Source organism: Myxococcales bacterium, from assembly GCA_016712525.1.
GTDB lineage: Bacteria > Myxococcota_A > Polyangia > Polyangiales > Polyangiaceae > JAAFHV01.
Genome location: JADJQX010000008.1, coordinates 288,600 through 307,623, shown reverse-complemented (window position 1 = coordinate 307,623; position 19,024 = coordinate 288,600). Strand labels below are relative to the sequence as shown.

Annotated in this window: 14 protein-coding genes; 11 read left to right on the top strand and 3 right to left on the bottom strand. The window is 69.4% G+C overall.

Features of this window, described 5'->3' with window-relative positions; all coding sequences use genetic code 11:
• Positions 1-4 precede the first annotated feature (4 nt).
• Together IPK71_30715 and IPK71_30710 are read right to left on the bottom strand one after the other, a co-directional pair.
• Positions 5-1,048, bottom strand: coding sequence for a c-type cytochrome (locus tag IPK71_30715; protein ID MBK8218123.1), 1,044 nt, complete (start codon positions 1,046-1,048; stop codon positions 5-7).
• 152 nt (positions 1,049-1,200) lie between these two features.
• Positions 1,201-1,383, bottom strand: coding sequence for a hypothetical protein (locus IPK71_30710; protein ID MBK8218122.1), 183 nt, complete (start codon positions 1,381-1,383; stop codon positions 1,201-1,203).
• Between the two features lie 54 nt (positions 1,384-1,437).
• Between IPK71_30710 and IPK71_30705 the strand changes: the two genes are divergently transcribed.
• The 8 genes from IPK71_30705 to lexA all read left to right on the top strand — a co-directional run bounded on the left by IPK71_30705 (position 1,438) and on the right by lexA (position 13,591).
• Complete coding sequence (locus IPK71_30705; GenBank protein MBK8218121.1) at positions 1,438-2,328, top strand: cation transporter; 891 nt, start codon at positions 1,438-1,440, stop codon at positions 2,326-2,328.
• 64 nt (positions 2,329-2,392) lie between these two features.
• Positions 2,393-4,321: a hypothetical protein gene (locus IPK71_30700; GenBank protein ID MBK8218120.1), complete on the top strand. Its 1,929-nt coding sequence runs from the start codon at positions 2,393-2,395 to the stop codon at positions 4,319-4,321.
• A gap of 320 nt (positions 4,322-4,641) precedes the next feature.
• Positions 4,642-5,091: an FHA domain-containing protein gene (locus tag IPK71_30695; protein MBK8218119.1), complete on the top strand. Its 450-nt coding sequence runs from the start codon at positions 4,642-4,644 to the stop codon at positions 5,089-5,091.
• The gene (locus IPK71_30690; protein MBK8218118.1) at positions 5,088-6,401 is read left to right on the top strand and encodes a protein phosphatase 2C domain-containing protein; all 1,314 of its coding nucleotides are present in this window, start codon (positions 5,088-5,090) and stop codon (positions 6,399-6,401) included. The genes IPK71_30695 and IPK71_30690 overlap by 4 nt, the downstream gene beginning before the upstream one ends.
• A gap of 106 nt (positions 6,402-6,507) precedes the next feature.
• Complete coding sequence (locus IPK71_30685) at positions 6,508-9,513, top strand: FHA domain-containing protein (protein ID MBK8218117.1); 3,006 nt, start codon at positions 6,508-6,510, stop codon at positions 9,511-9,513.
• Positions 9,514-9,568: 55 nt separating this feature from the next.
• Positions 9,569-11,194, top strand: coding sequence for a serine/threonine protein kinase (locus IPK71_30680; GenBank protein MBK8218116.1), 1,626 nt, complete (start codon positions 9,569-9,571; stop codon positions 11,192-11,194).
• A 187-nt stretch (positions 11,195-11,381) separates the two neighbouring features.
• On the top strand, positions 11,382-12,632 hold the full coding sequence (locus IPK71_30675; GenBank protein ID MBK8218115.1) for a Zn-dependent hydrolase: 1,251 nt from the start codon (positions 11,382-11,384) through the stop codon (positions 12,630-12,632).
• Positions 12,633-12,913: 281 nt separating this feature from the next.
• Positions 12,914-13,591, top strand: coding sequence for a transcriptional repressor LexA (gene lexA, locus IPK71_30670; protein MBK8218114.1), 678 nt, complete (start codon positions 12,914-12,916; stop codon positions 13,589-13,591).
• A gap of 81 nt (positions 13,592-13,672) precedes the next feature.
• Here the strand turns inward: lexA and IPK71_30665 are convergent, their stop codons facing one another.
• Positions 13,673-14,524, bottom strand: coding sequence for an SDR family NAD(P)-dependent oxidoreductase (locus tag IPK71_30665; protein ID MBK8218113.1), 852 nt, complete (start codon positions 14,522-14,524; stop codon positions 13,673-13,675).
• A gap of 158 nt (positions 14,525-14,682) precedes the next feature.
• Here IPK71_30665 and IPK71_30660 point away from each other — a divergent pair, with 158 nt between their 5' ends.
• The 3 genes from IPK71_30660 to IPK71_30650 all read left to right on the top strand — a co-directional run bounded on the left by IPK71_30660 (position 14,683) and on the right by IPK71_30650 (position 18,848).
• Positions 14,683-15,339, top strand: a complete 657-nt coding sequence (locus IPK71_30660) for a TetR/AcrR family transcriptional regulator (protein ID MBK8218112.1) — start codon at positions 14,683-14,685, stop codon at positions 15,337-15,339.
• A 77-nt stretch (positions 15,340-15,416) separates the two neighbouring features.
• Positions 15,417-17,000: a M81 family metallopeptidase gene (locus tag IPK71_30655; protein MBK8218111.1), complete on the top strand. Its 1,584-nt coding sequence runs from the start codon at positions 15,417-15,419 to the stop codon at positions 16,998-17,000.
• A gap of 192 nt (positions 17,001-17,192) precedes the next feature.
• Positions 17,193-18,848 (top strand): VWA domain-containing protein, encoded by a 1,656-nt coding sequence (locus IPK71_30650; protein ID MBK8218110.1) that lies wholly within the window; start codon positions 17,193-17,195, stop codon positions 18,846-18,848.
• The last annotated feature ends 176 nt before the right edge of the window (positions 18,849-19,024 follow it).

The following is a 19,024-nucleotide window of genomic DNA, read 5'->3' as shown; positions in this document are numbered from 1 at the left end:
GTCGTCAGGGCCTCGGCCCTCCGCGCACGGGGTATCCTCGTTCGCGCCAGACGGTGAACCCCTCGTCGAGCACGAAGGTCGTGTAGCCCCGCGCTCGGAGCGTGTCGGCGGCGACGCCGGACTCGGCGTGAGGGCAGCCGCAGTAGGTGACCACGGGCGCGTCCTTCGGGATCTGCGCGGCGTAGTCCGCGGTCTCGTAGAACGGCGCGCTGATGGCGTGAGCGATGTGTGCGCGGCTGTAGTCCGATGGAGGTCTCGCGTCGAGGATGACCATCCGACGCCCAGCGTCGAGCGCGGCCTTCACCGTGTCGGCCGGAACGAACCTTCCGGGCGGAAATTCGGCGTTCGGAGCGCCCTCGCCGATGACGACGCGCTCGAGGGAGCCCGGACGTGGAGGCGCGGGGAGGGGAGACTCGACCGGGCGTTGCCAGCTCCGAAGGAGGGCGACGAGGTCTCTGCGGGTCGCTTCGGGGAGCGTGCGTCCGTACCCGGGCATGGGCGTCTCGGGGCGGCCTTCGTCGATCGACGCGAGCAAGAAGCCATCGCTCGCGGTGGCGAGGAAGGAGGGCCCCGCGAGCGCGACGTAGCGGCCTCCCTCGCCGTTCGTTCCGTGGCAGCTCTCGCAATGGGTGGCGTAGGCTTTCGCGCCGGCCTCGCGATCTCCACGTACGCCTATCGCCGACGTGTCACGGTAGGTGTGCGGCGCGAGCGATCGGAGATAGAGGATGACCGAGCGCGTGCCCGTGGGGTCGAGCGGACCGCCGTGCGTCGTCCCCCATGCGCTCATCGTGGTGCCCGCGCGCCCGTCCACGATCGCGCGCTCCAAGAACGCGTCGCTCGCGAGCGACAGCATCGTCGGGCTCGCGAGCCTCGTAGCCTCGTCGGCGACGTAGCCTTCCCCGTTCGCGCCGTGGCAGAGGGCACAGTACTTGGCGTACGCGAGGCGGCCTTCCGCCACGGTCGGCTCGGGCGGTGGGCTGCAGCTCGTGAGGCTTTCGCCGACCCCGAGGGCCATCACCAGCACCGTCGTAGCGGTCGCGCGACGCATGCGCGCAGCATAGTCGCTCGCCACAGCACCCCCAAGCCCCGAGCGACCGCTGGGCGCCCCGTGACGTCGACACCCGAGCCCTCCTTGTCCGCGCCGCTCCGAAAGACTAATTCGACCCGCGGAGGCATCGAAACCAAGGCATGAAGCCTCTTTCACGCACGCGCACGGCGCAGGCCTCGGGCAGCACCCCCGCTCGTGAGCCTGGCGATCACGATCACGATCACGATCACGACCACGATCACGATCACGATCACGATCACGATCACGATCACGATCACGATCACGATCACGATCACGATCACGATCACGATCACGATCACGATCACGATCATCACGGGCCGAGGCGGCTCGCGGGGGCGTCGGCGGTCAGGCTCACGCAGGCGCTCGTCGTGACGGCCGGGTTCCTCGGTGTCGAGGTTGTCGTCGGCATTTTGTCCAAGAGTTTGGCGCTCTTGTCCGATGCCGCCCACATGCTGACCGACGTGGCGGCGCTCACCTTGGCGCTCGTCGCGCAGCGCCTCGCGGACCGGCCTCGCGAAGGGAAGTGGACCTACGGCTACCGGCGCGCGGAGACGCTCGCGGCGCTCGTCAACGGCCTCGCGCTCGGGCTGTCGGCGCTGCTCATTCTTCGGGAGGGGATCGAGCGTTGGTCCCGCCCGTCCGAGGTGCGAGGGCTGCCCATGCTCGTCGTCGCCGTCGCAGGCCTCGTGGTGAACCTCGTGGCGGCGAAGCTCTTGTCCACGGGAGAGGGCAGCAAGAACGCGAACGTGAAGGCCGCGCTCGCTCACGTGCTCTCCGACGCGCTCGGGTCGGCGGCGGCGATCGTCGCGGGAGCCGTCGTCCTCGGCACGGGGTACGCCCGCGCCGACACGATCGCGTCGGTGCTCATCGGCGCGCTCGTGCTCGCGAGCGCACGCAAGGTCGTCGTCGCGTCGTCGCGTGTGCTCATGGAGGCGGCACCCGAAGGTCTCGCGGCGAACGTCGACCAGGTGGTCCGCCGTGTTCCCGGGGTGAGCGAGCTCCACGACCTCCACGTGTGGGAGATCTCGGAGGGCGAGCCGCTCGTCACGGTGCACGTGGTGCTCGCGGAGGGGGCGCATGGGGTCGAGGTCGTCACCCTCGTGCGGCGTGCGCTCGAGCAAGAGCTCGGCATCCGCCACTCGACCGTCCAGCCCGAAGCCCGCGCCCACGGGGCGTTGCTCTCCGCGAGCCGGCTCACGCGCCGCGCGTTGCCCACGGGGCAAGGGGCCGACGAGGGAGCCGAGGCCGAGAAACGCTGAGCTTTTCCCTTGGTGGGTCGCGAATCTCCCCTTTCTCGCCGAACCTTGCTATTTCCTCGACGCGATGGCTCAGAATCGACGGGCGCCCGCGCGCCCCGCTCTCGCCCACGCCCCGTTCGTTCTCTTCGTCGCGATCGTGCTCGCCCTCGTGGGCCTCGGTCGCCGCGCGGAGGCCGCCGTCGAGACGCGGCTCCTCCGCATCGACCCGCGCGCGGGCGTCAACGAAGGGACCCCCGTTCTTACGTCGGTGGTGGAGCTCGTGCAGTTCTCCTCCCTCAGCGAGGTGGTGAGCAACGCGGGCTGCGGCGTCTTGAAGGGCGATGCCCTCCTCGCCTGCATCAGCACGGCCGTCGAGAAGCCGGGCGCGATCGCGAAGCCGTTCCCGTTCCCCGACGCGCAGGCCCGCCTCATGGTCCGCGTGGACGGCGGCGAGAACCTCGCGACGTTCGCCGGCAAGACGGCCTGGGGCCAGTCCAAGAAGGACCCTCTCGTCGGCACCGCGTGGCTCATCGCCCTCGACGCGTCGAGCATGATGGGCGCGCGCTACCAAGACGCCCGCGAGGTCGCGAACCAGTTCATCGGCTCGATGGGCCCGAACGACATCGCGAAGCTCATCATCTTCGACGACAAGCTCAACGCGTACCGGGCGAACACCGAGTGGGTCACCGCGAAGGAGAAGTCGAAGCTCATCGCCGTGCTCGCCGCGAACCCCGGTCCCTCGCCATCGAGCGGCAGCGGTCGCCCGTTCGGCGGCCAGGTGAAGGGCATCGTCAAGGCGTTCGGTGACCTCGGCAACAGCGGCAGCATCCAGAACATCCCGATGATGCAGGCGATGGTGCTCCTCTCGAACGGCGCGGGCCGCGAGGACGGAGGGAGCGTCGCGGCCACGGCCGAGGTGATGAAGCAGTTCTTCAACAAGGGCCGCTTCCCCGAGGACAACAACGCCGCCCCGAAGACGCCGCTCCCCGTCATCTCGATTTATTTCCCGAACGCGCGCGGCTTCGTCAACGACAAGCTTTCTCTGAACGATTTCCAGTACATGCAAGATATCGCGAACCCGGAGATCGGCGGGTTCTTCGACATCATCCAGGCGGGGCAGTCGGTCGAGAAGGCGCGCACGATCGTGAAGCTCGTCAACGATCGCTTCGACAAGCTCTGGCTCGTCAAGTGGAAGCTCTCGTGCCTCGCGCCCACGGTCGAGCAGTCGTTCACGCTCGCGTTCGACAACACGAAGCCCCCGATCAAGCCCGACCAGACCTTCAAGGACGTGCCCATCGGCGTGAACCCGACGCAGTGGCCGCTCGACCTGAACCTCGCGCAGACCAAGGCCGAGGCCGACGCCAACCCGGTCTACCCGGGCGGCACGTTCCGCGTGTACGGCAACTTCTGCTGGGGCGGCGAGAAGTCGCGCGCCGAGGCCTACTTCGTCCCGGCGGGTACGCGCCCGGATCCGAACGTGAACAAGAACGACCCGAAGGTCGCGTCGCAGGCGATGCAGACCCTCATCGCCCAGAACATGCGCGGCGGTGCGGTCGAGGCGTCCGACACGTTCGTGCTCTTCCAAGTGCCCGAGGACGAAAAGATCCTCGAGGGCAACGGCGACGCCATGGTGACCCGCCTCGTCGTCTACGACAACCGGGCGAAGCGTGCGTCCGGCTACGACGAGAAGACCGTGCTTACGCTGAAGGCCCAGAAAAAGCCATTCAACGTGCTCCTCATCGCGGGCATCGGTGGCGGCGTCGTCGTCGTCATCCTGCTCATCGTCGTCATCGCGCGCGGCGGTGGTGGCGGTGGCGGCGGCAAGAAGGGCAGGGGGGCGGCTCCTCCCCCGGCTCCGGTGGTCGCGGCGCCTCCCTACGGTGGCGGCGGATACGGTGGCCCGCCGGCAGGTGGCGGGTACGGAGCTCCTCCGTACGGTGGGGGTGCGCCTCCGGGCGGCGGATATGGTGGCGGAGGCTACGGTGCAGCGCCGCCCGCGGGCCCTTTAGCGTAAGCCCGGCGCCGGCGCCCCTCGCGTCGGCGGTCGGGCCCCAAGCGAAGGCTCCGCCCGACCTCGCGGCGACGCCGTTCGGTGCTCCGATCGCGGCCTTCGGTGGAGCGCCCGCGGGCCCTCCCCAAGCCGTTGCGCCGGCGTTCGTGGCACCTCCAGCGGCGCCGGCCGTCGCGCCGGCGTTCGTGGCACCTCCAGCGGCGCCGGCCGTCGCGCCAGCGTTCGTGGCACCTCCAGCGGCGCCGGCCGTCGCGCCAGCCGCGCGAAAGGGTGCGACCGAGGCGGTCGGCATCGTGAGCGAGGTGGCGTGCCCGTCGTGCGGCATGCCCACGATGGCTACGCCGGGGGTCGTTTCGGTCTGTTTTTCGTGCGGACAGCCGATCGACGCGTCGAGGCCCGCCGCCGCACAGCCTCGCGCGCCCGAGTCGTACGCGCTCACGGGTGCGATGCCCGAGGCCCCGTCGATGCCGGTGAACCCGTACGCCAAACCCGGGATCGGGCTCGTCGGCGAGGGGCGCGAGACCCGCGTCTCGAGCGCCGAGATGGGCGTCGGGCGTGATCCGGCGCGGTGCGGCATTCTCCTCGCGGAGCCGAGGGTGAGCGGCCTGCACGCGACGGTCAAGCTCGACGGTGGGCTCCTCCACGTGCGCGACGAGGGCTCGAACAACGGGACGTTCGTCGACGGGAGCCGCATCGCCGCGCACGTGTGGGTTCCCGTTCGCACCGGCGCCGAGCTACGCTTCGGACCCGTGAGCTTCGCGGTGACGCCATGACCTCAGCGCACGACACGGTCGTCGAGCCACCCATCGACGTGGACATCGCGCTCCGCACCGATCCAGGCCGCGATCCCGAGAAGCAGGTCAACGAGGACTCGGGCTTCACGAAGGTGACCCGCTTCGGGACGTTGCTCGTCGTGTGCGACGGCATGGGCGGCCACGCGAACGGGCAAGAGGCGTCGCGCGCGGCGGTCGCAGCCATCGAAGAGACGTTCGACGGGGCCCCCGACGGGAGCGTCGGCCGCGATCTCCTTCGCGTCGGCATCACCTTGGGCCACGACCGCGTACGCGCGCTCCCCTCGAGGAGCGGCGAGGCGCGCGCAGGCTCGACGGTGGTCGCCGTGCTCGTCACTCCCCACGGCGCCGAGGTGGCGCACGTCGGTGACAGCCGCGTCTACTTCGTCTCCCGGGGGACGGTCGCTCAAGTCACGCGCGATCACTCGATGGTGCAGCTCATGGTCGAGGCGGGCATGCTCAAGCCCGAAGAGGCCGCGACGCACCCCGACGCGAACAAAATCATGCGCGCCCTCGGGATCGCGCCCACGGTCGAGGTCGACCTCCGCCCCGAGCCGCTCACGTTCGGGCCCGGCGACTGCTTCGTGCTCGCCTCCGACGGCCTCACCGACCTCGTGAGCGAGGCCGAGATCCTGCAAATGGTGGGCACGTTGCCTCCCGAGCAGGCCGCCGGCCAGATGGTGGATCTCGCCAACGCGCGTGGCGGGCACGACAACATCACGGTCGTCGTTGCGCGCATGCGGGAGGGGTCGCATGCGCACGCTCCGAAGGCCTCGTCGTCGAAGACCGTGCCCGTCACGGCGGTCGATCCGATCGACGTGAGCCGTGCGTCCCCGGCGACGGTCCTCGCCGCGCCCCTCCCGATCACCCTCCCGAACGCGCAACAAGGCAGCGCCCCCGCGACCGCGCTCGCGCCTCCGTTGGCCGTCTCGGGGCCCGCCGTCGTGCCGCCGGTCCCGAGCGCGCCGAGAGCCCAGCCGTCGGAGCCCCCCGCCGCAGAGGCCCGAGGTCTCTCCGCCGGTCTCGTGGTGGCCGTGGTGGTCGTGGCGCTCGCGGTGCTCGGGGGCGTGGGCTACGCCATCTACGGTCAGCTCCAGCGAACCAAGCACAAAGATCCCACGATCATCGTGCCGCTCGGCGCGCTCGGCGACGCGGGCAGCGCGGCCCAGGCCCCCGATCCGGACCCGGAGCCGACGGGCTCCGAGCCACCGCCCGAGACACCCCCGCTCGCGGTGCCTCCACCAACGAAACCGCAAGGCACACACGCGCCGCCCTCTCCCCGCAGGGAGTAGCTCTGGCGCGCTGCCCGTCGCCTAGCGAATTGGCGAAGAGATCCGAGTGTTTGGCGCATGTCGGATTCTCGCGGACGCGGGCCCGCTCGGTGTACCATCGTGCGCGATGATTCCCGGCTTCGGCAAAGAGCAAATCTCCGTTGGTTCCACGCCCGACAACGACGTGGTCGTTCAAGGGCCCGGGGTCGCACCGAAGCACGCCCGCATCGTGAAGCAGGGCGGGCAGCTCGTCTTCTTCGACAACGGCGCCGCGCAGACGTTCGCGAACGGCGCTCCGGTCGCTCCCAACCAGCCCGTCCCGTTCGACTTCCGGACGGCGATCGTCTTGGGGCAGACGCCCCTCCCGCTCGCGCACCCCGCGCTCGCGTTGATGGCCATGTCGAACGGCCAGGCCCAGGCGCCTCGTGGGCACCTCGTGGTCGGTCGCGAGGCGAGCATGGCGACCCTCGTGCTCGCGAACGCCGCCGTGAGCGGAAACCACGCCACGGTCATGCTCGACCGCATGCACGTCGTCGACAACGGCTCGACGAGCGGCACCTACCAGAACGGTCAGCGGCTCCCGCCTCAACAGCCCGTGCCGCTCGACCCGAACGGGGTGCTCACGTTCGGGCCCGTTCCGGTTCCGGTGAGCGTGCTCATGCAGCTCGGGCAGGCCATGGGCGTCGCTCCACAAGGCGCGCCCGCCGGAGCTCCCATGGGAGCGCCACCCCAAGCCCAGGGCGCGCCGCAACAGCCGCCGCCGCAAGGGGGCGAGGCGCCTCGAAAGCACCGCACCGTCATCGGTGAGCTGAACCTCGCGGATCTCGCCCAAAATATCGTCACGATCGGCCGAACCCCCGACAACAAAATCGTCGTCCCTCACCCGCAGGTGAGCTCGAAGCACGCCGTGCTCATGAAGCAGGGCAACGAGTTTTTCCTCGAGGACAAGGGCTCGGCGAACGGAACGTTCGTGCGCGGTCAGAGGCTCGCGCCCGGTCAACGTGTGCCCGTCCAGCACAACGAGAAGATCTTCATCGGCCCCATGCCGGTGCTCCTCCATTTGGCCGGCCAGCAGCTCGGCCTCGCCGTCGAGGACCAGCAGGCGTCGTGGGCAGGGAAGCCTCTCTACGACATCGAGGCCTGGGATCTCTCTCTCGAGGTGCCCGACCGCGACGACAAGTCGAAGATGAAAGTGCTCCTCGATCGGGTCTCGTTCAAGGCGAACCCGGGCGACATGATCGCGCTCATGGGGCCGTCGGGCGCGGGCAAGACCACGCTCCTCATGACGCTGAACGGGTACCTCCCTCCCTCGAGCGGGCAGGTGCGCATCAACGGCGAAGACCTCTACGCCATCTACGACGCGCTCCGCGGCTCGATCGGCTACGTCCCGCAGGACGACATCGTGCACCCCGAGCTCACCGTCTTCGAGGCGGTGAAGTACTCGGCGCGGTTCCGCCTCCCGCCCGACTACTCCGAGGCCGAGATCGACCAACGCGTCGAGCAGACCCTGAAAGACCTCGGGCTCGACTCGCTGAAGAACCTCGAGATCGGAAAGCCCGAGAAGAAGGTGCTCTCGGGCGGCCAACGAAAGCGCGTCAACATCGCGCTCGAGCTCGTCACCGACCCGGTCATCCTCTTCCTCGACGAACCCACCTCGGGCCTCGCGGCGGACGACACCACCGCGCTCATCACGCTCTTGTCCGAGCTCACGAAGAAGACGGGCAAGACGATCATCATGACGATCCACCAGCCCGCGAAGGACGAATACGAGAAGTTCAACCTCACGTTCATCATGGGCTACGGCGGTATCCCCACGTACTACGGCCCTACGGGCGAGCCCTCGTACCGCTTCTTCGCGAACCTCATCGAGCGCCCGAACAGTCCCTTCGTGGCCCTCGCGCCCCAGCATGCGGGCAAGCGCATCGACAACCCACGCGACATGTTCGACATGCTCAACGTGCGCGAGCGCGCCGTGCTCGAGGACATGAAGCGCGTCGACCCGAATACGCCGAGGAACCCCGCGAGGCTCGAGGCGGCGCGGCACTGGCGAAACGAGTTTTTCCGCAACGAGAACCCCGTCTTCCAGCAGATGTTCTCGGGCAACCGCGCCGTAGGCACGCAGGCGGCGGCGCGCGGCGTCCCCCACGCGCCCAAGATCGCGCTCATGAGCCAGCTCTTCTTGCTCATGTCGCGCTACTGGAAGGTGCGTATCCGCGACCGCGCCGGCGCGGCGATCATGTTCCTCCAGGCGCCCATCATCGGCATCATGCTTGCGTTCGTGTTCGCCGGGCAGAAGGAGGCCGTGCCGTTCTGGTGCCTCGGCGCGCTGCAGGAGCTGTCGAAGCGCGGACAGACGAACGCGACGGGCTCGGCTGACCTCCTCGCGCAGATGAAGCCCACGAACGACCACACCGCGGCGCTCTTCTTCGTCGTCGTGAGCTGCGTGTGGTTCGGCACCTCGAACTCGGCCCGCGAGATCGTCACCGAGCGCGCGATCTACCTGCGCGAGCGCATGGTGAACCTCTCGCTCTTCAACTACGTATTCTCGAAATACATCATCCTTTCGCTCATTTGCGTGCTGCAGTGCACCATGCTCCTGGGCATCGTGTTCTTCTCGCTCGGGTTTCACGGCGGGCCCCTCGCGTTCCTGATGGAGCTGCTCGTGATGGTGGCCGTGAGCATGAACGCGACGGCGCTCGGCCTCCTCATCTCGACGCTCGTGACCTCCGCCGAGGCGGCCATGGCGCTCACCCCGATCGCGCTCATCCCTCAGGTGGTCTTGGGTGGGCTCATGGTGCCGATGACCACGAACCCCATGCTGAAGCCGCTCATGTACGTGATGCCGGCGCGCTGGGGCTTCGAGGGATCGATCACGCACGAGCGCGACGCCATCCAGAAGGATCCGGCCTGGTTCATCGACCTCAAGAAGCCAGGCCTTTCGAGCGCGCCCGATTTCGTGGAAAATGGTCATTTCAAATGCGCCATCGCCCAAATGGCCTCGGACAACCTCGCCGGTGGGTGGGGCTTCGTGAACTACGCGGACCTCTGGCTCCCGCTCGTGGTCCTCTACGGCATGACGGCGCTGATGCTCGTCGCGCTCCTCATCCTCCTCAAGCGGCGCGACCCGGTGTGAGGGCCCGGCGCTCCACGGGGAGTGCGGTCGCGAAGGCGGCCTTCGGGGGCACGGCTTGACCGCGCTCTCTCCCGGCTCCACCGTGGGCGTGGGGTACGAGGTCTCGCGCCTCGTCCTCACCACGGCGACGGCCTGCCACTACGAGGCCGTACGCACGAGCGACGGCGCGAAGGTGGGGCTCGCCGTGGCCCATCCCCACGTGGGCCGGGATCACGAGCTCGCGCTGGCGTACCGTGCCGACGCGTACGCCGCGAACGCCATCCCGAGCGCCGAGGTGGCGCGCACCCTCGACGACGGCACCACGAGCGACGGGCGGCCGTTCCTCGTGACGGAGCACGTCGAGGGCGAACCTTTGGTGGCGCTCCGTCGCGCGTGGGGAGGGAAGCTCCCACTCGACGTGGCGGTGGACTTCGTGGCCCAGCTCCTCGGCGTGCTGGCGGCGGCGCACGACATCGGCCTCGTGCACCCGGAGCTCCGCCCCGAGAACCTGGTGATAGGCCCCGGCGGGCGCATCAAGGTCACCGGTTTCGGGAGGGTCACCCCTCGCGCGACGCCGGGCCTCGACGCCGAGCTCGCCCGGCTCGGGTACGTGCTCTCCGCGCCCGCCTTCATGGCCCCCGAGGAGGCCATCGGAGATCCGCTCCTCGTCGACGCTCAGACCGACATTTTCTGTGCCGGAGCGATCCTCTTTTGGCTCATCGCCGGGCGCGGCCCGTACGACGCGAACGAGGGGCCCCGCCCGTTCTCCGAGCTGCTCGCGGCCACCAAAACGAAGCCACGCTCGCTCCGCGCCGCGGTCCCGAGCGACGTGGCCCCGGACGCCATCGTCGAGCTCGTCGATCGCGCGCTTTCTCAAAGAAAATCAGAGCGTTGGCTCGATGCGAGGGCTTTCGCCGAGGCGCTCGCCCAGGCCACCTCCGAGGGCCTCGGTGGAGCGCACCCCGGAGACGACGACCCGGGCGACGACGAGCCGACCTGGAACAGCGGGCCCGAGCTCGAGCCCGAGCTCTTGGCGCACCTGAAGGCCGCGCAGGGCATCGAGACGCGAAAGTCGAAGCGCCCCTCCCGTGCGCCCATCCTGGCCGACGAAGAGGAACCCGTCGACCCGACGATCCCCGTGCCGGCTGCGGTGATCGAGGCCGCTCGCGAGGCGGGCCTGACGGTGCCCGGGCAGGCTCCCGTCCCCCCCAAGAGGACGATGCGCATGCGTGCGCCCGGGGCCCCCGAGCCTGCCGTCGCCGACGAGCCGCCGCAGCCGAAGCCCGCTCCGGCTCCTCCGGAGCCTGCCCTCGTCCCGATGTTTCCGCCGCGCCGTGGCCCCGAGGTGCCCCGTGACGAAGCGTCGATCATCGTGAACGCGACGCCCGTGCCGCCTCCTGCGGCTCCTGCGCCGCAAGCTCCCCATCCTCCCTTCGCGCCCCAAGCGACGCCCCATGCGTTCGGCCCGAGCCCGACGCCGTTCGGCGCGATCACTCCCTCCTCGGCGCAGTCCTCGGGTGCGTACGGCGCCCTCGGGCACGCCCCTCCGCCCCGCAGCCGCAAAGACGACGCCACCGTCATGCTTGCCCCCACGCGACGCGAAGAGCCGTCGTCGGGCAAAGGGTGGGTCGTCGTGGTCGTGGTCGTGCTCGTGCTCGTGCTGGCCGCGGCAGGCGGGGCGCTCGTGTTCCTTCGCGGGTGAGCTCGGCCTCCTCGTGTGACGCAGGGCGGCGCGCGTCGGGCGCGTCGAAGGCTCGGCGAGAGTCATTTACGCGCGCCTCGCGGCTTGTCATGCTCCGGGGCCTCGCCGCGGCGAAGAAGGACGGGCCGCGAAGTCGCGCCCGCGCTCGCCGCGCCGGAAAGACCCTCAAGACCTCCAGGAGACAGCGATGACCGACACCAAGAAGCCCATCACCGTGAACGGAGAGCGCCTTTGGACGTCGCTCATGGAGCTCGCCAAGATCGGCAAGACGGCCAAGGACGGCGTCTGTCGCCTCGCCCTCACCGACCTCGACAAGCAGGGGCGCGACCTCGTCACTGGCTGGGCCAAAGAGGCCGGCATGACCATCACCGTCGACAAGATCGGCAACGTGTTCATGCGCCGAAAGGGCAAAAATGACGCCCTCCCGCCCGTGATGTGCGGCAGCCACATCGACACGCAGCCCACCGGCGGCAAGTTCGACGGCAACTACGGCGTGCTCGCAGGCCTCGAGGTCGTGCGCACGTTGAACGACGCGGGACTCGAGACCGAGGCGCCCATCGAGGTCGCGTTCTGGACCAACGAAGAGGGCTCGCGGTTCGTGCCCGTCATGATGGGCTCGGGCGTCTTCTGCGGCGCGTTCACCCTCGAGCACGCGTACGCCGCGAAGGACGTGGACGGAAAGACGGTCGAGGGCGAGCTCCGCCGCATCGGCTACGTCGGCGACGAGGAGCCCGGAAAACACCCCGTCGGCGCCTACTTCGAGGCCCACATCGAGCAAGGGCCCGTCCTCGAGGACGCGGGCATGACGATCGGCGTCGTGCGCGGGGTGCTCGGTCTCCGCTGGTACGACTGTGTCGTCACCGGCATGGAGGCGCACGCGGGGCCCACGCCCATGGCGCTCCGCAAGGACGCGCTCCAGGTCGCGACGCGCATCATGCAGGAGGTGCCCGCCATCGCGAACCGCAGGCCTCCGCACGGTCGTGGCACGGTCGGCTTCGTGCAGGTCCACCCGAACAGCCGCAACGTGATCCCGGGGCAGGTGAAGTTCTCGATCGATCTCCGCAACATCGACGACGAGAACCTCGACGCCATGGACGCCGAGATCAAGGCGTTCATCGAGAAGACCTCCAAGGAGACCGGGCTCCCGATCGAGCTCAAGCAGGTCTCGTACTTCAAGCCGTGCCAGTTCGAGAAGGGTTGCGTCGAGGCCGTCGAGAAGGCGACGAAGGCCCTCGGCTACTCGCACATGGACGCCGTCTCGGGCGCCGGTCACGACGCCGTCTACGTGGCGCGGCTCGCCCCCGCCGGCATGGTGTTCATCCCCTGCAAGGACGGCATCAGCCACAACGAGATCGAGGACGCCAAGCCCGAGCACATCACCGCGGGCTGCAACGTGCTCCTCCACGCCATGATCGAGCGCGCGAACGCGATGCGCTGACGCGAACCGGGGTGGGGCGAGGCGGCGCGGGCTCTCGGAAGGGGCCCGCGCCGTGGTCATTTCGGCACTCGAAGGCCCGGCCCCGCGGGTGGCCGTGTGTTCCCGGTGCATGCGATCCGCCGCTCGTTTGGCCCGTCTCGGAGGCCCTCGCGGAGGTCGTTTTTCGACCTACATGGCCCCACCTTGGCTCGGCAGGAAATGCCGTCATTTTGAGGGGTTACGAACAAATCGAACCCGCAATCTTGACCGTGCAACGTGCGTTCAGTACTGTTCCATGCATCATGCAAGGGCTGACGCAGCGGCAGCAGATGGTGCTCGATTACATCAAGCAGTCGATCCAAGATCGGGGGTACCCGCCCACGCTTCGGGAGATCGGGGCCCGCATGGGCATCCGGTCGACGAACGGCGTGAACGACCACCTCCGGGCGCTCGAGCGGAAGGGTTACCTCACGCGCGAGGACATGAAGAGCCGCGCGCTCCGCCCCACGGGGCCTGCGGGTCTCCCGCCCTCGGCCGTGACCGAAGAAGCGTCCAACGACGAGGGTCGCACGACCTTCGACGACGACGATCTCGTCGAGATCCCGGTGCTCGGTCGGGTCGCCGCGGGCCTCCCCATCCTCGCCGAAGAGAACGTCATCGACACGGTTCGCGTCGATCGCGGGCTCCTCCGCGGCGGGCGCGAAGTGTTCGGCCTGCGTGTCTCGGGCGACAGCATGATCGACGCCGGCATCCTCAGCGGCGACTACATCTTCGTCCGGAAGCAGCTCACCGCGAGCCGCGGCGACATCGTGGTCGCCCTCATCGGCGACGAGGCCACGGTGAAGTACTACTACCCCGAGAAGGACTACGTGCGGTTCCAGCCCGCCAACAAAACCATGGCCCCCATCCTGGTGCGCGCGGTCGACTTCCGCCCCACCATGCTGCTCGGCGTGGTCGTGGGCGTCTTCCGACGCCTCTGAGGCGGAGCGGAGCGGACGAAACGAACGAGGCCACGCGGCGATCGCGCCCGTGGCCTCGCGCCGTTCCATGCGTCGAGAGGCTCAAGCCGCGCCGCGCTCGGGCTCCTGGGTGGCGCGCTCGAGGGCACGCTCGCTGAAGGACCAGAGCCGCTCGGCGAGCGCGGCGTCGCGGGCGAGCGGGCTCGGCCGTTTGGGCTCGAGCTTGTGGAAGTAGAGGGTGTCGCCTTCGAGCGAGGCCGTCGCTGCGTGCGCGATCGTGTGGCCGCCCGCCTCGACCGAGCCCATCCGCAAGAGCCACGGCAGGATGGCGCGCACGGGCGAGGGGACCTTGCGCCAGATGTCGCTCGCGATGCGGCCCGGGTTCATCGCGACCGCCTCGAGGCCGGGGTAACGCCTCCGCAGCTCGGCGGTGAAGAGCACGTTCGCGAGCTTCGAGACGCCGTACTCGTCGAGCCCGGTGCGGCTCGAGGTGGGCTGCGTGACACGCCCGAGGTCGAGCGAGCGGGGCTGGAAATGATTGCCGCTCGACACGTTGACGACGCGGCCCTTCGCCGCGAGCACCGCGCCGAGGAGCGGCATGGTGAAGGCGAAGTGCCCGAGGTGGTTCGTGCCGAACGCGAGCTCGTAGCCGTCCTCCGTGAGGCCGCGCGCCCCGGCGACGCCGGCGTTGTTCACGAGCCAATCGACGCGTGGGTGCTCTTTCGCGATGCGCTCTCCGGCCTCGTGCGCGCGCGCCATGCGGTCGAGGTCGAGCGCGACGAACGACGCACGGGCCCCCTTCGCTCGGAGCTCACGCAGGACGGGCGCCGTCTTCTCTTCGGACCGGCAGGCGAGCACGAGGTGCACCCCTGGACTCGCGATCTCCTTGGCGAAGGCCGCCCCGATCCCCGTGTTGGCACCCGTGACGACGACGACCCGCTCGGTTTTGCTCATGCGCCATGGCATAGTCCGAGTTGACGAACTGTCAAGTAATGAGGGGCGCATTCGGCGCTCGGTGGGACGACTTCACGAATCGATCGCGCTCTCGGCATCACTTTGTGGTCTATGAATTGACAGAACGTCAGGAAATGTTATTTGACGATTCGTCGAACATGGCCCGCCCCTCCGAACCCGACAAGAGGCTCGACCTCGCCCGCAGAGCCGCCCTGGTGCTCGAGCGCGAGGGCCTCGGCATCTCGGCCGAGAAGCTCGCCGCCGAGCTTGGCATGAAGCGGCCCACGCTGCTCTATCACTTCCCCACGTACGCCGACATCGTCGAGGCGGCGCTCGTGGCCACGCTCACCGAGCAGGCCATGGTCGTCATGGCCGAGGTCGAGCGGCACACGCACCCCATCGATCGCCTCTACGCGCAGCTCCGCGCGGTGCACGCGTTCCACCACGGGCGTGAGTCGCGCATCGTGTTCTTGTCGCAGGCGATCGCCGCCACGTCGGGTGCGAGGGTGCAAGAGATCGTGAGCCGCGGCGCGGAGGTGTTCGAGGCCTTCCGGAAGGCCGCGGCCGACCGTGTGCGCGAGGGGATCGCGGCCGGCATCGTGGCCCCGTGCGACGCCGACGCGCTCGTCACGACCATGCGTGCCCTCACCGACGGCCTCATGCTCCAGCGGGTCACCCAAGGCATCGCGCTCGGCCCGTCGCACGAGCTCGTGTGGACGCACCTGCTCGCCCCGCTCAAGATCGAGCGGCCAAACGAGGCCCTGCCGAAGGAGCCCAAGGCCCCGCCCAAGAAGCCCAAGGCGCGCCGCGCCTGAGCCCGTCGTTTTCGCGTCTTCGTCTCCCCTGTGTTCCGCATTCGCACCGTCGGCGCCGCGACGGAAAAGGACTCCCGATGTTCGGTATCTCTCTCGGTCGTGGGAAAAAGCCGCTCCGCATCGCCTACGGGCGCCTCTTCCACGAGGCGAACGCGAAGAGCCCCGTGCTCACCGAGCGCGGCGATTTCGACCGCATGCATCACATGGCCGGCGACGAGCTCGAGCGCGCGACCACGCTCTCCGGGGTGGAGCTCAAGTCGTTCATGCCCCACGCCGAGCTCACGGGGTTCCGGCAGGCCGCGCGCCTCGCCGGCGGGGTCACGTGCGTGCCGCTCGCGTCGTCGCTCGCCGTGCCGGGCGGGCCGCTCTCTCTCTCGTGTTTCGAGGAGCTCGTGGGCGATCTGCTCGAGCGGCTCGCGCGGGCGCTCGAGGGCGGCCTCGACGGGGTGTATTTGGCGCTCCACGGCTCGATGGAGGTCGCGGGGCTCGACGGGGCGCCCGAGGCGAACCTGCTCCGTCGCGTCCGCGAGCTCGTGGGTCCGAACGTCCGCGTCGCCGTGAGCTACGACCTCCACGCGAACCTCTCGGCGGGCCTCGTCGAGCCGGTCGACGTGCTCGTGGGCTACCGCACGAACCCGCATTGGGATCTCTTTCCGACCGGGTTCCGCGCGGGAAATCGCCTGATTCGTACGCTCCGCGGGGAGATTCGCCCCGTGTCCGCGTGGCGCAAGCTGCCGATCGTGATCGCCGGCGGCACCACGATCGATTTCCTCGACCCGATGCGCGGAGTCTTCCGCTTCATGAAAGACCTCGAGCGCGACCCTCGGGTGGTCTCGGCGAGCCTCTTCATGGTGCACCCTTACACGCAGGCCGAGCACCTCGGCTGGGCCGTGCACGTCACGACCGACGGAGATCCGGCCCTCGCCGCGGAGCTCGCCGACAAGCTCGCCGACAGGGCGTGGCAAGAGCGCACGAAGGGCCTCCCCGAGCTCTTCGGTCCGGCCGAGGCCATCGCCGAGGCGAGGCGAGGGGTGCTGTCGAAGCTCGGACCCGTCACGTTCGTCGATTGCGACGACGTCGTGGGCGCCGGCGCACCCGGAGGCAACACGCGCATCCTCGCGGAGCTCGTCGCGCGGGGCGCGGGGCTCGTCGCGTTCGTGCCCCTCCACGATCCCGCGCTCGTCGCCGAGCTGTGGGATTCGTCACGGGACGGGGACACACGCGACGTCGTGTTCCGCGGCACCCCGGGCTACGGCTGCCCGGAGGTCTCGGCCCGCGCCGTCGTGCGCGCCCGGGCGACGACCGACTTCGGCCGTACGCTCCGCCTCGACGTGGGGAGCGTTCACGTGGTGGTCGCCGAGCGCGCGCCGCTGCCCATTCACCCGAGCTTTTGGTCGGCCTTGGGCCTCCGCGCGCGGGACGCGAACGTCATCGTCCAGAAGAACTTCTTCCACTACCGCATGTTCTACGCGGCCATCTCGTTCAAGCACGTGCCCGTCGTGACCTCCGGCGCCACGAGCCTCGCCGAAGTGCGCGACGCAGCCTACGTCGTGCCGATGGTGCCGAAGGCCATGCCGTCCGATTGGCGCCCGTCGGACCCGATCCTGCGCGCCCCGAAGAAGCGCCCCCTCGACGCCGCGACGGCGCCCGCCGAAGCCTGACGGCGCGTCCGTCTCGAGCGAGTCGCGCGGGGCGAGCGAGTCGAGCGGCGAGACGGGAGGAAAATCCCCTAGCGAAAGAGACGATGGACGGAAAGGTGGGATGGCCCTACGCTAGGAAGTTTCGGCGTTGGAAGCTTTGCATCGTGCATGGGCCATGGCAGCCTGCGTGAGTCGTAGGCAACGGAGGCCGCCATGAAGAAACCCGTCTCGTTCACGCTCGTCTTGTCGCTCGCCGCCTCGTTCGCCTGTGGCTCGTCCGAGCGCGACGCCATCTTCGACCCGGCTCAGAACCCGGCGGTCCCGCCCGGCACGTCCCCCGATGGCGGCCCCGCGGGCCCCGTGTTCGGCGGCGAGAACACGAACGGTCTCCAGCTCGACCCCGTGAACGCCGTCGTCTTCATCGACACGTCCACGAACCCGCCGACCCCCGCCACGCAAGGCTTCAAGGTGATCCGCAAGGACCCGGCGGGTGACCGCGACGTGACGGCCGGGGCCACGTTCACCCTCGAGCGCCCCGAGCTCGGCGCGTTCAACGGCGCGACCTTCACGTCGGTCGCGACGCTCCCGGCCGGCCCGCTCGGCCAGACGACGGGGGTCACGGTCAAGGCCGACGGCGGGTCGACGGGCGGCAAAATCACCATCGTGGCGCTCCGCCGCGGCAGCGAGAACCGCGACTTCTTCTTCGTCGAGCCGTTCAACGAGGCGCCTACGCCGCAGAACGACGTGCTCAAGTTCAAGACGAACATCCAGTCGGTCGACGTGGCCTTCGTCACCGACACGACGGGCTCGATGTCCGACGAGATCACGGGCATTCGGAACGCGCTCGCGGGCAACCTCCTCACGCAGCTCCAGGCCGCGATCCCGAACGTCGGCATCGCTATCGTCAGCCACAAAGACGAGACCGACGGAAACGGCAACCTCGTGCGCGTGCTCTCTCCCGTGACGACCACGCTGTCGCAGGCGCAGACCGCCGCGGGCCAGCTCGGCGCGAGCGGCGGCGGCGACACGCCCGAGGGCCAGGTGCCTGCCATGTTCCACGTCCTCACGGGCGGGGCCGTCACGGGCGTCCCCGCGGTCACGCCCCCGGCCGGTACCCGCGGCGCGGTGCGCTTCCGCGCCGGCGCGGTGCCCGTGGTCGTCCTCACGACCGACGCGAGCTGGCACGCGACGCGCGGAGGCATCACGACCGCGCAGGTCACGAGCGCGTTCACCGGCGCGAGCGCCCGCTTCGTCTCTCTGACGAGCGACTCGGGTGGCCCGGGCAACGAGACCCAAGCCGACGCCCTCTCCGACGCGACCAGCTCGAACCTGCCCGCGTCGGCCTTCTCCGGGTGCACGGCGGGCCAGTGCTGCACCGGCGTGAACAACGCCGCGCGTGCTCCCTCGGCTCCGGGAGGGCGCTGCCGCTTGAACTTCAAGTACGCGAAGTCGAGCCCCAACATCGGGCAGGGCGTGGTCAACGCGATCAAGGCGATCGCCGTGGGCTCCACCTACGACGTCACGGTCATCCCGCGGAACGACCCGGCGAACGAAGGCGGCGTCGACGCGACCAAGTTCATCAAGGCCCTTCGCGCGAAGGACGAGGGCGACCCGAGCCAGCAGTGCCCCGCGCACCCCGCGAAGGACACGAACGGCGACGGCATCAAGGACACCTTCACCCAGGTGACCGTGGGCACGCCCGTGTGCTTCGAGGTCATCCCCCAAACGAACACCACGGTCGAGCCTCAGGTGGCCGCGCAGTTCTTCAACGCCTTCCTCGACGTGGTCGGTGTGCCCGGCAACGTGAAGCTCGACGAGCGCAAGGTGCTCTTCCTCGTCCCGCCGAAGGGCGGCGTCGTCACGAAGTGATCGAGTCCCGTGGGGACGTGGCGCGGGTCTTCCTCTCGGGGGGCCCGCGTCGCCATTTCGAGGCACGAGAGATGGGGCTCGGGCCTGGGCGTGTGTTCACCGTTCGAGGCTCGAGGCGTGCCTCGCGCTTCCGCCGCGACCGCAGTTTTTTCACTTTTCGAGACGAGCCGGGTCAA

Excerpts from the sequence above, each read along its gene's own strand:
- IPK71_30715 (MBK8218123.1), bottom strand. The coding sequence starts at position 1,048 with ATGCGTCGCGCGACCGCTACGACGGTGCTGGTGATGGCCCTCGGGGTC.
- IPK71_30700 (MBK8218120.1), top strand. The coding sequence starts at position 2,393 with ATGGCTCAGAATCGACGGGCGCCCGCGCGCCCCGCTCTCGCCCACGCC.
- IPK71_30695 (MBK8218119.1), top strand. The coding sequence starts at position 4,642 with ATGCCCACGATGGCTACGCCGGGGGTCGTTTCGGTCTGTTTTTCGTGC.
- IPK71_30690 (MBK8218118.1), top strand. The coding sequence starts at position 5,088 with ATGACCTCAGCGCACGACACGGTCGTCGAGCCACCCATCGACGTGGAC.
- IPK71_30685 (MBK8218117.1), top strand. The coding sequence starts at position 6,508 with ATGATTCCCGGCTTCGGCAAAGAGCAAATCTCCGTTGGTTCCACGCCC.
- IPK71_30675 (MBK8218115.1), top strand. The coding sequence starts at position 11,382 with ATGACCGACACCAAGAAGCCCATCACCGTGAACGGAGAGCGCCTTTGG.
- lexA (MBK8218114.1), top strand. The coding sequence starts at position 12,914 with ATGCAAGGGCTGACGCAGCGGCAGCAGATGGTGCTCGATTACATCAAG.
- IPK71_30665 (MBK8218113.1), bottom strand. The coding sequence starts at position 14,524 with ATGAGCAAAACCGAGCGGGTCGTCGTCGTCACGGGTGCCAACACGGGG.
- IPK71_30660 (MBK8218112.1), top strand. The coding sequence starts at position 14,683 with ATGGCCCGCCCCTCCGAACCCGACAAGAGGCTCGACCTCGCCCGCAGA.
- IPK71_30655 (MBK8218111.1), top strand. The coding sequence starts at position 15,417 with ATGTTCGGTATCTCTCTCGGTCGTGGGAAAAAGCCGCTCCGCATCGCC.
- IPK71_30650 (MBK8218110.1), top strand. The coding sequence starts at position 17,193 with ATGAAGAAACCCGTCTCGTTCACGCTCGTCTTGTCGCTCGCCGCCTCG.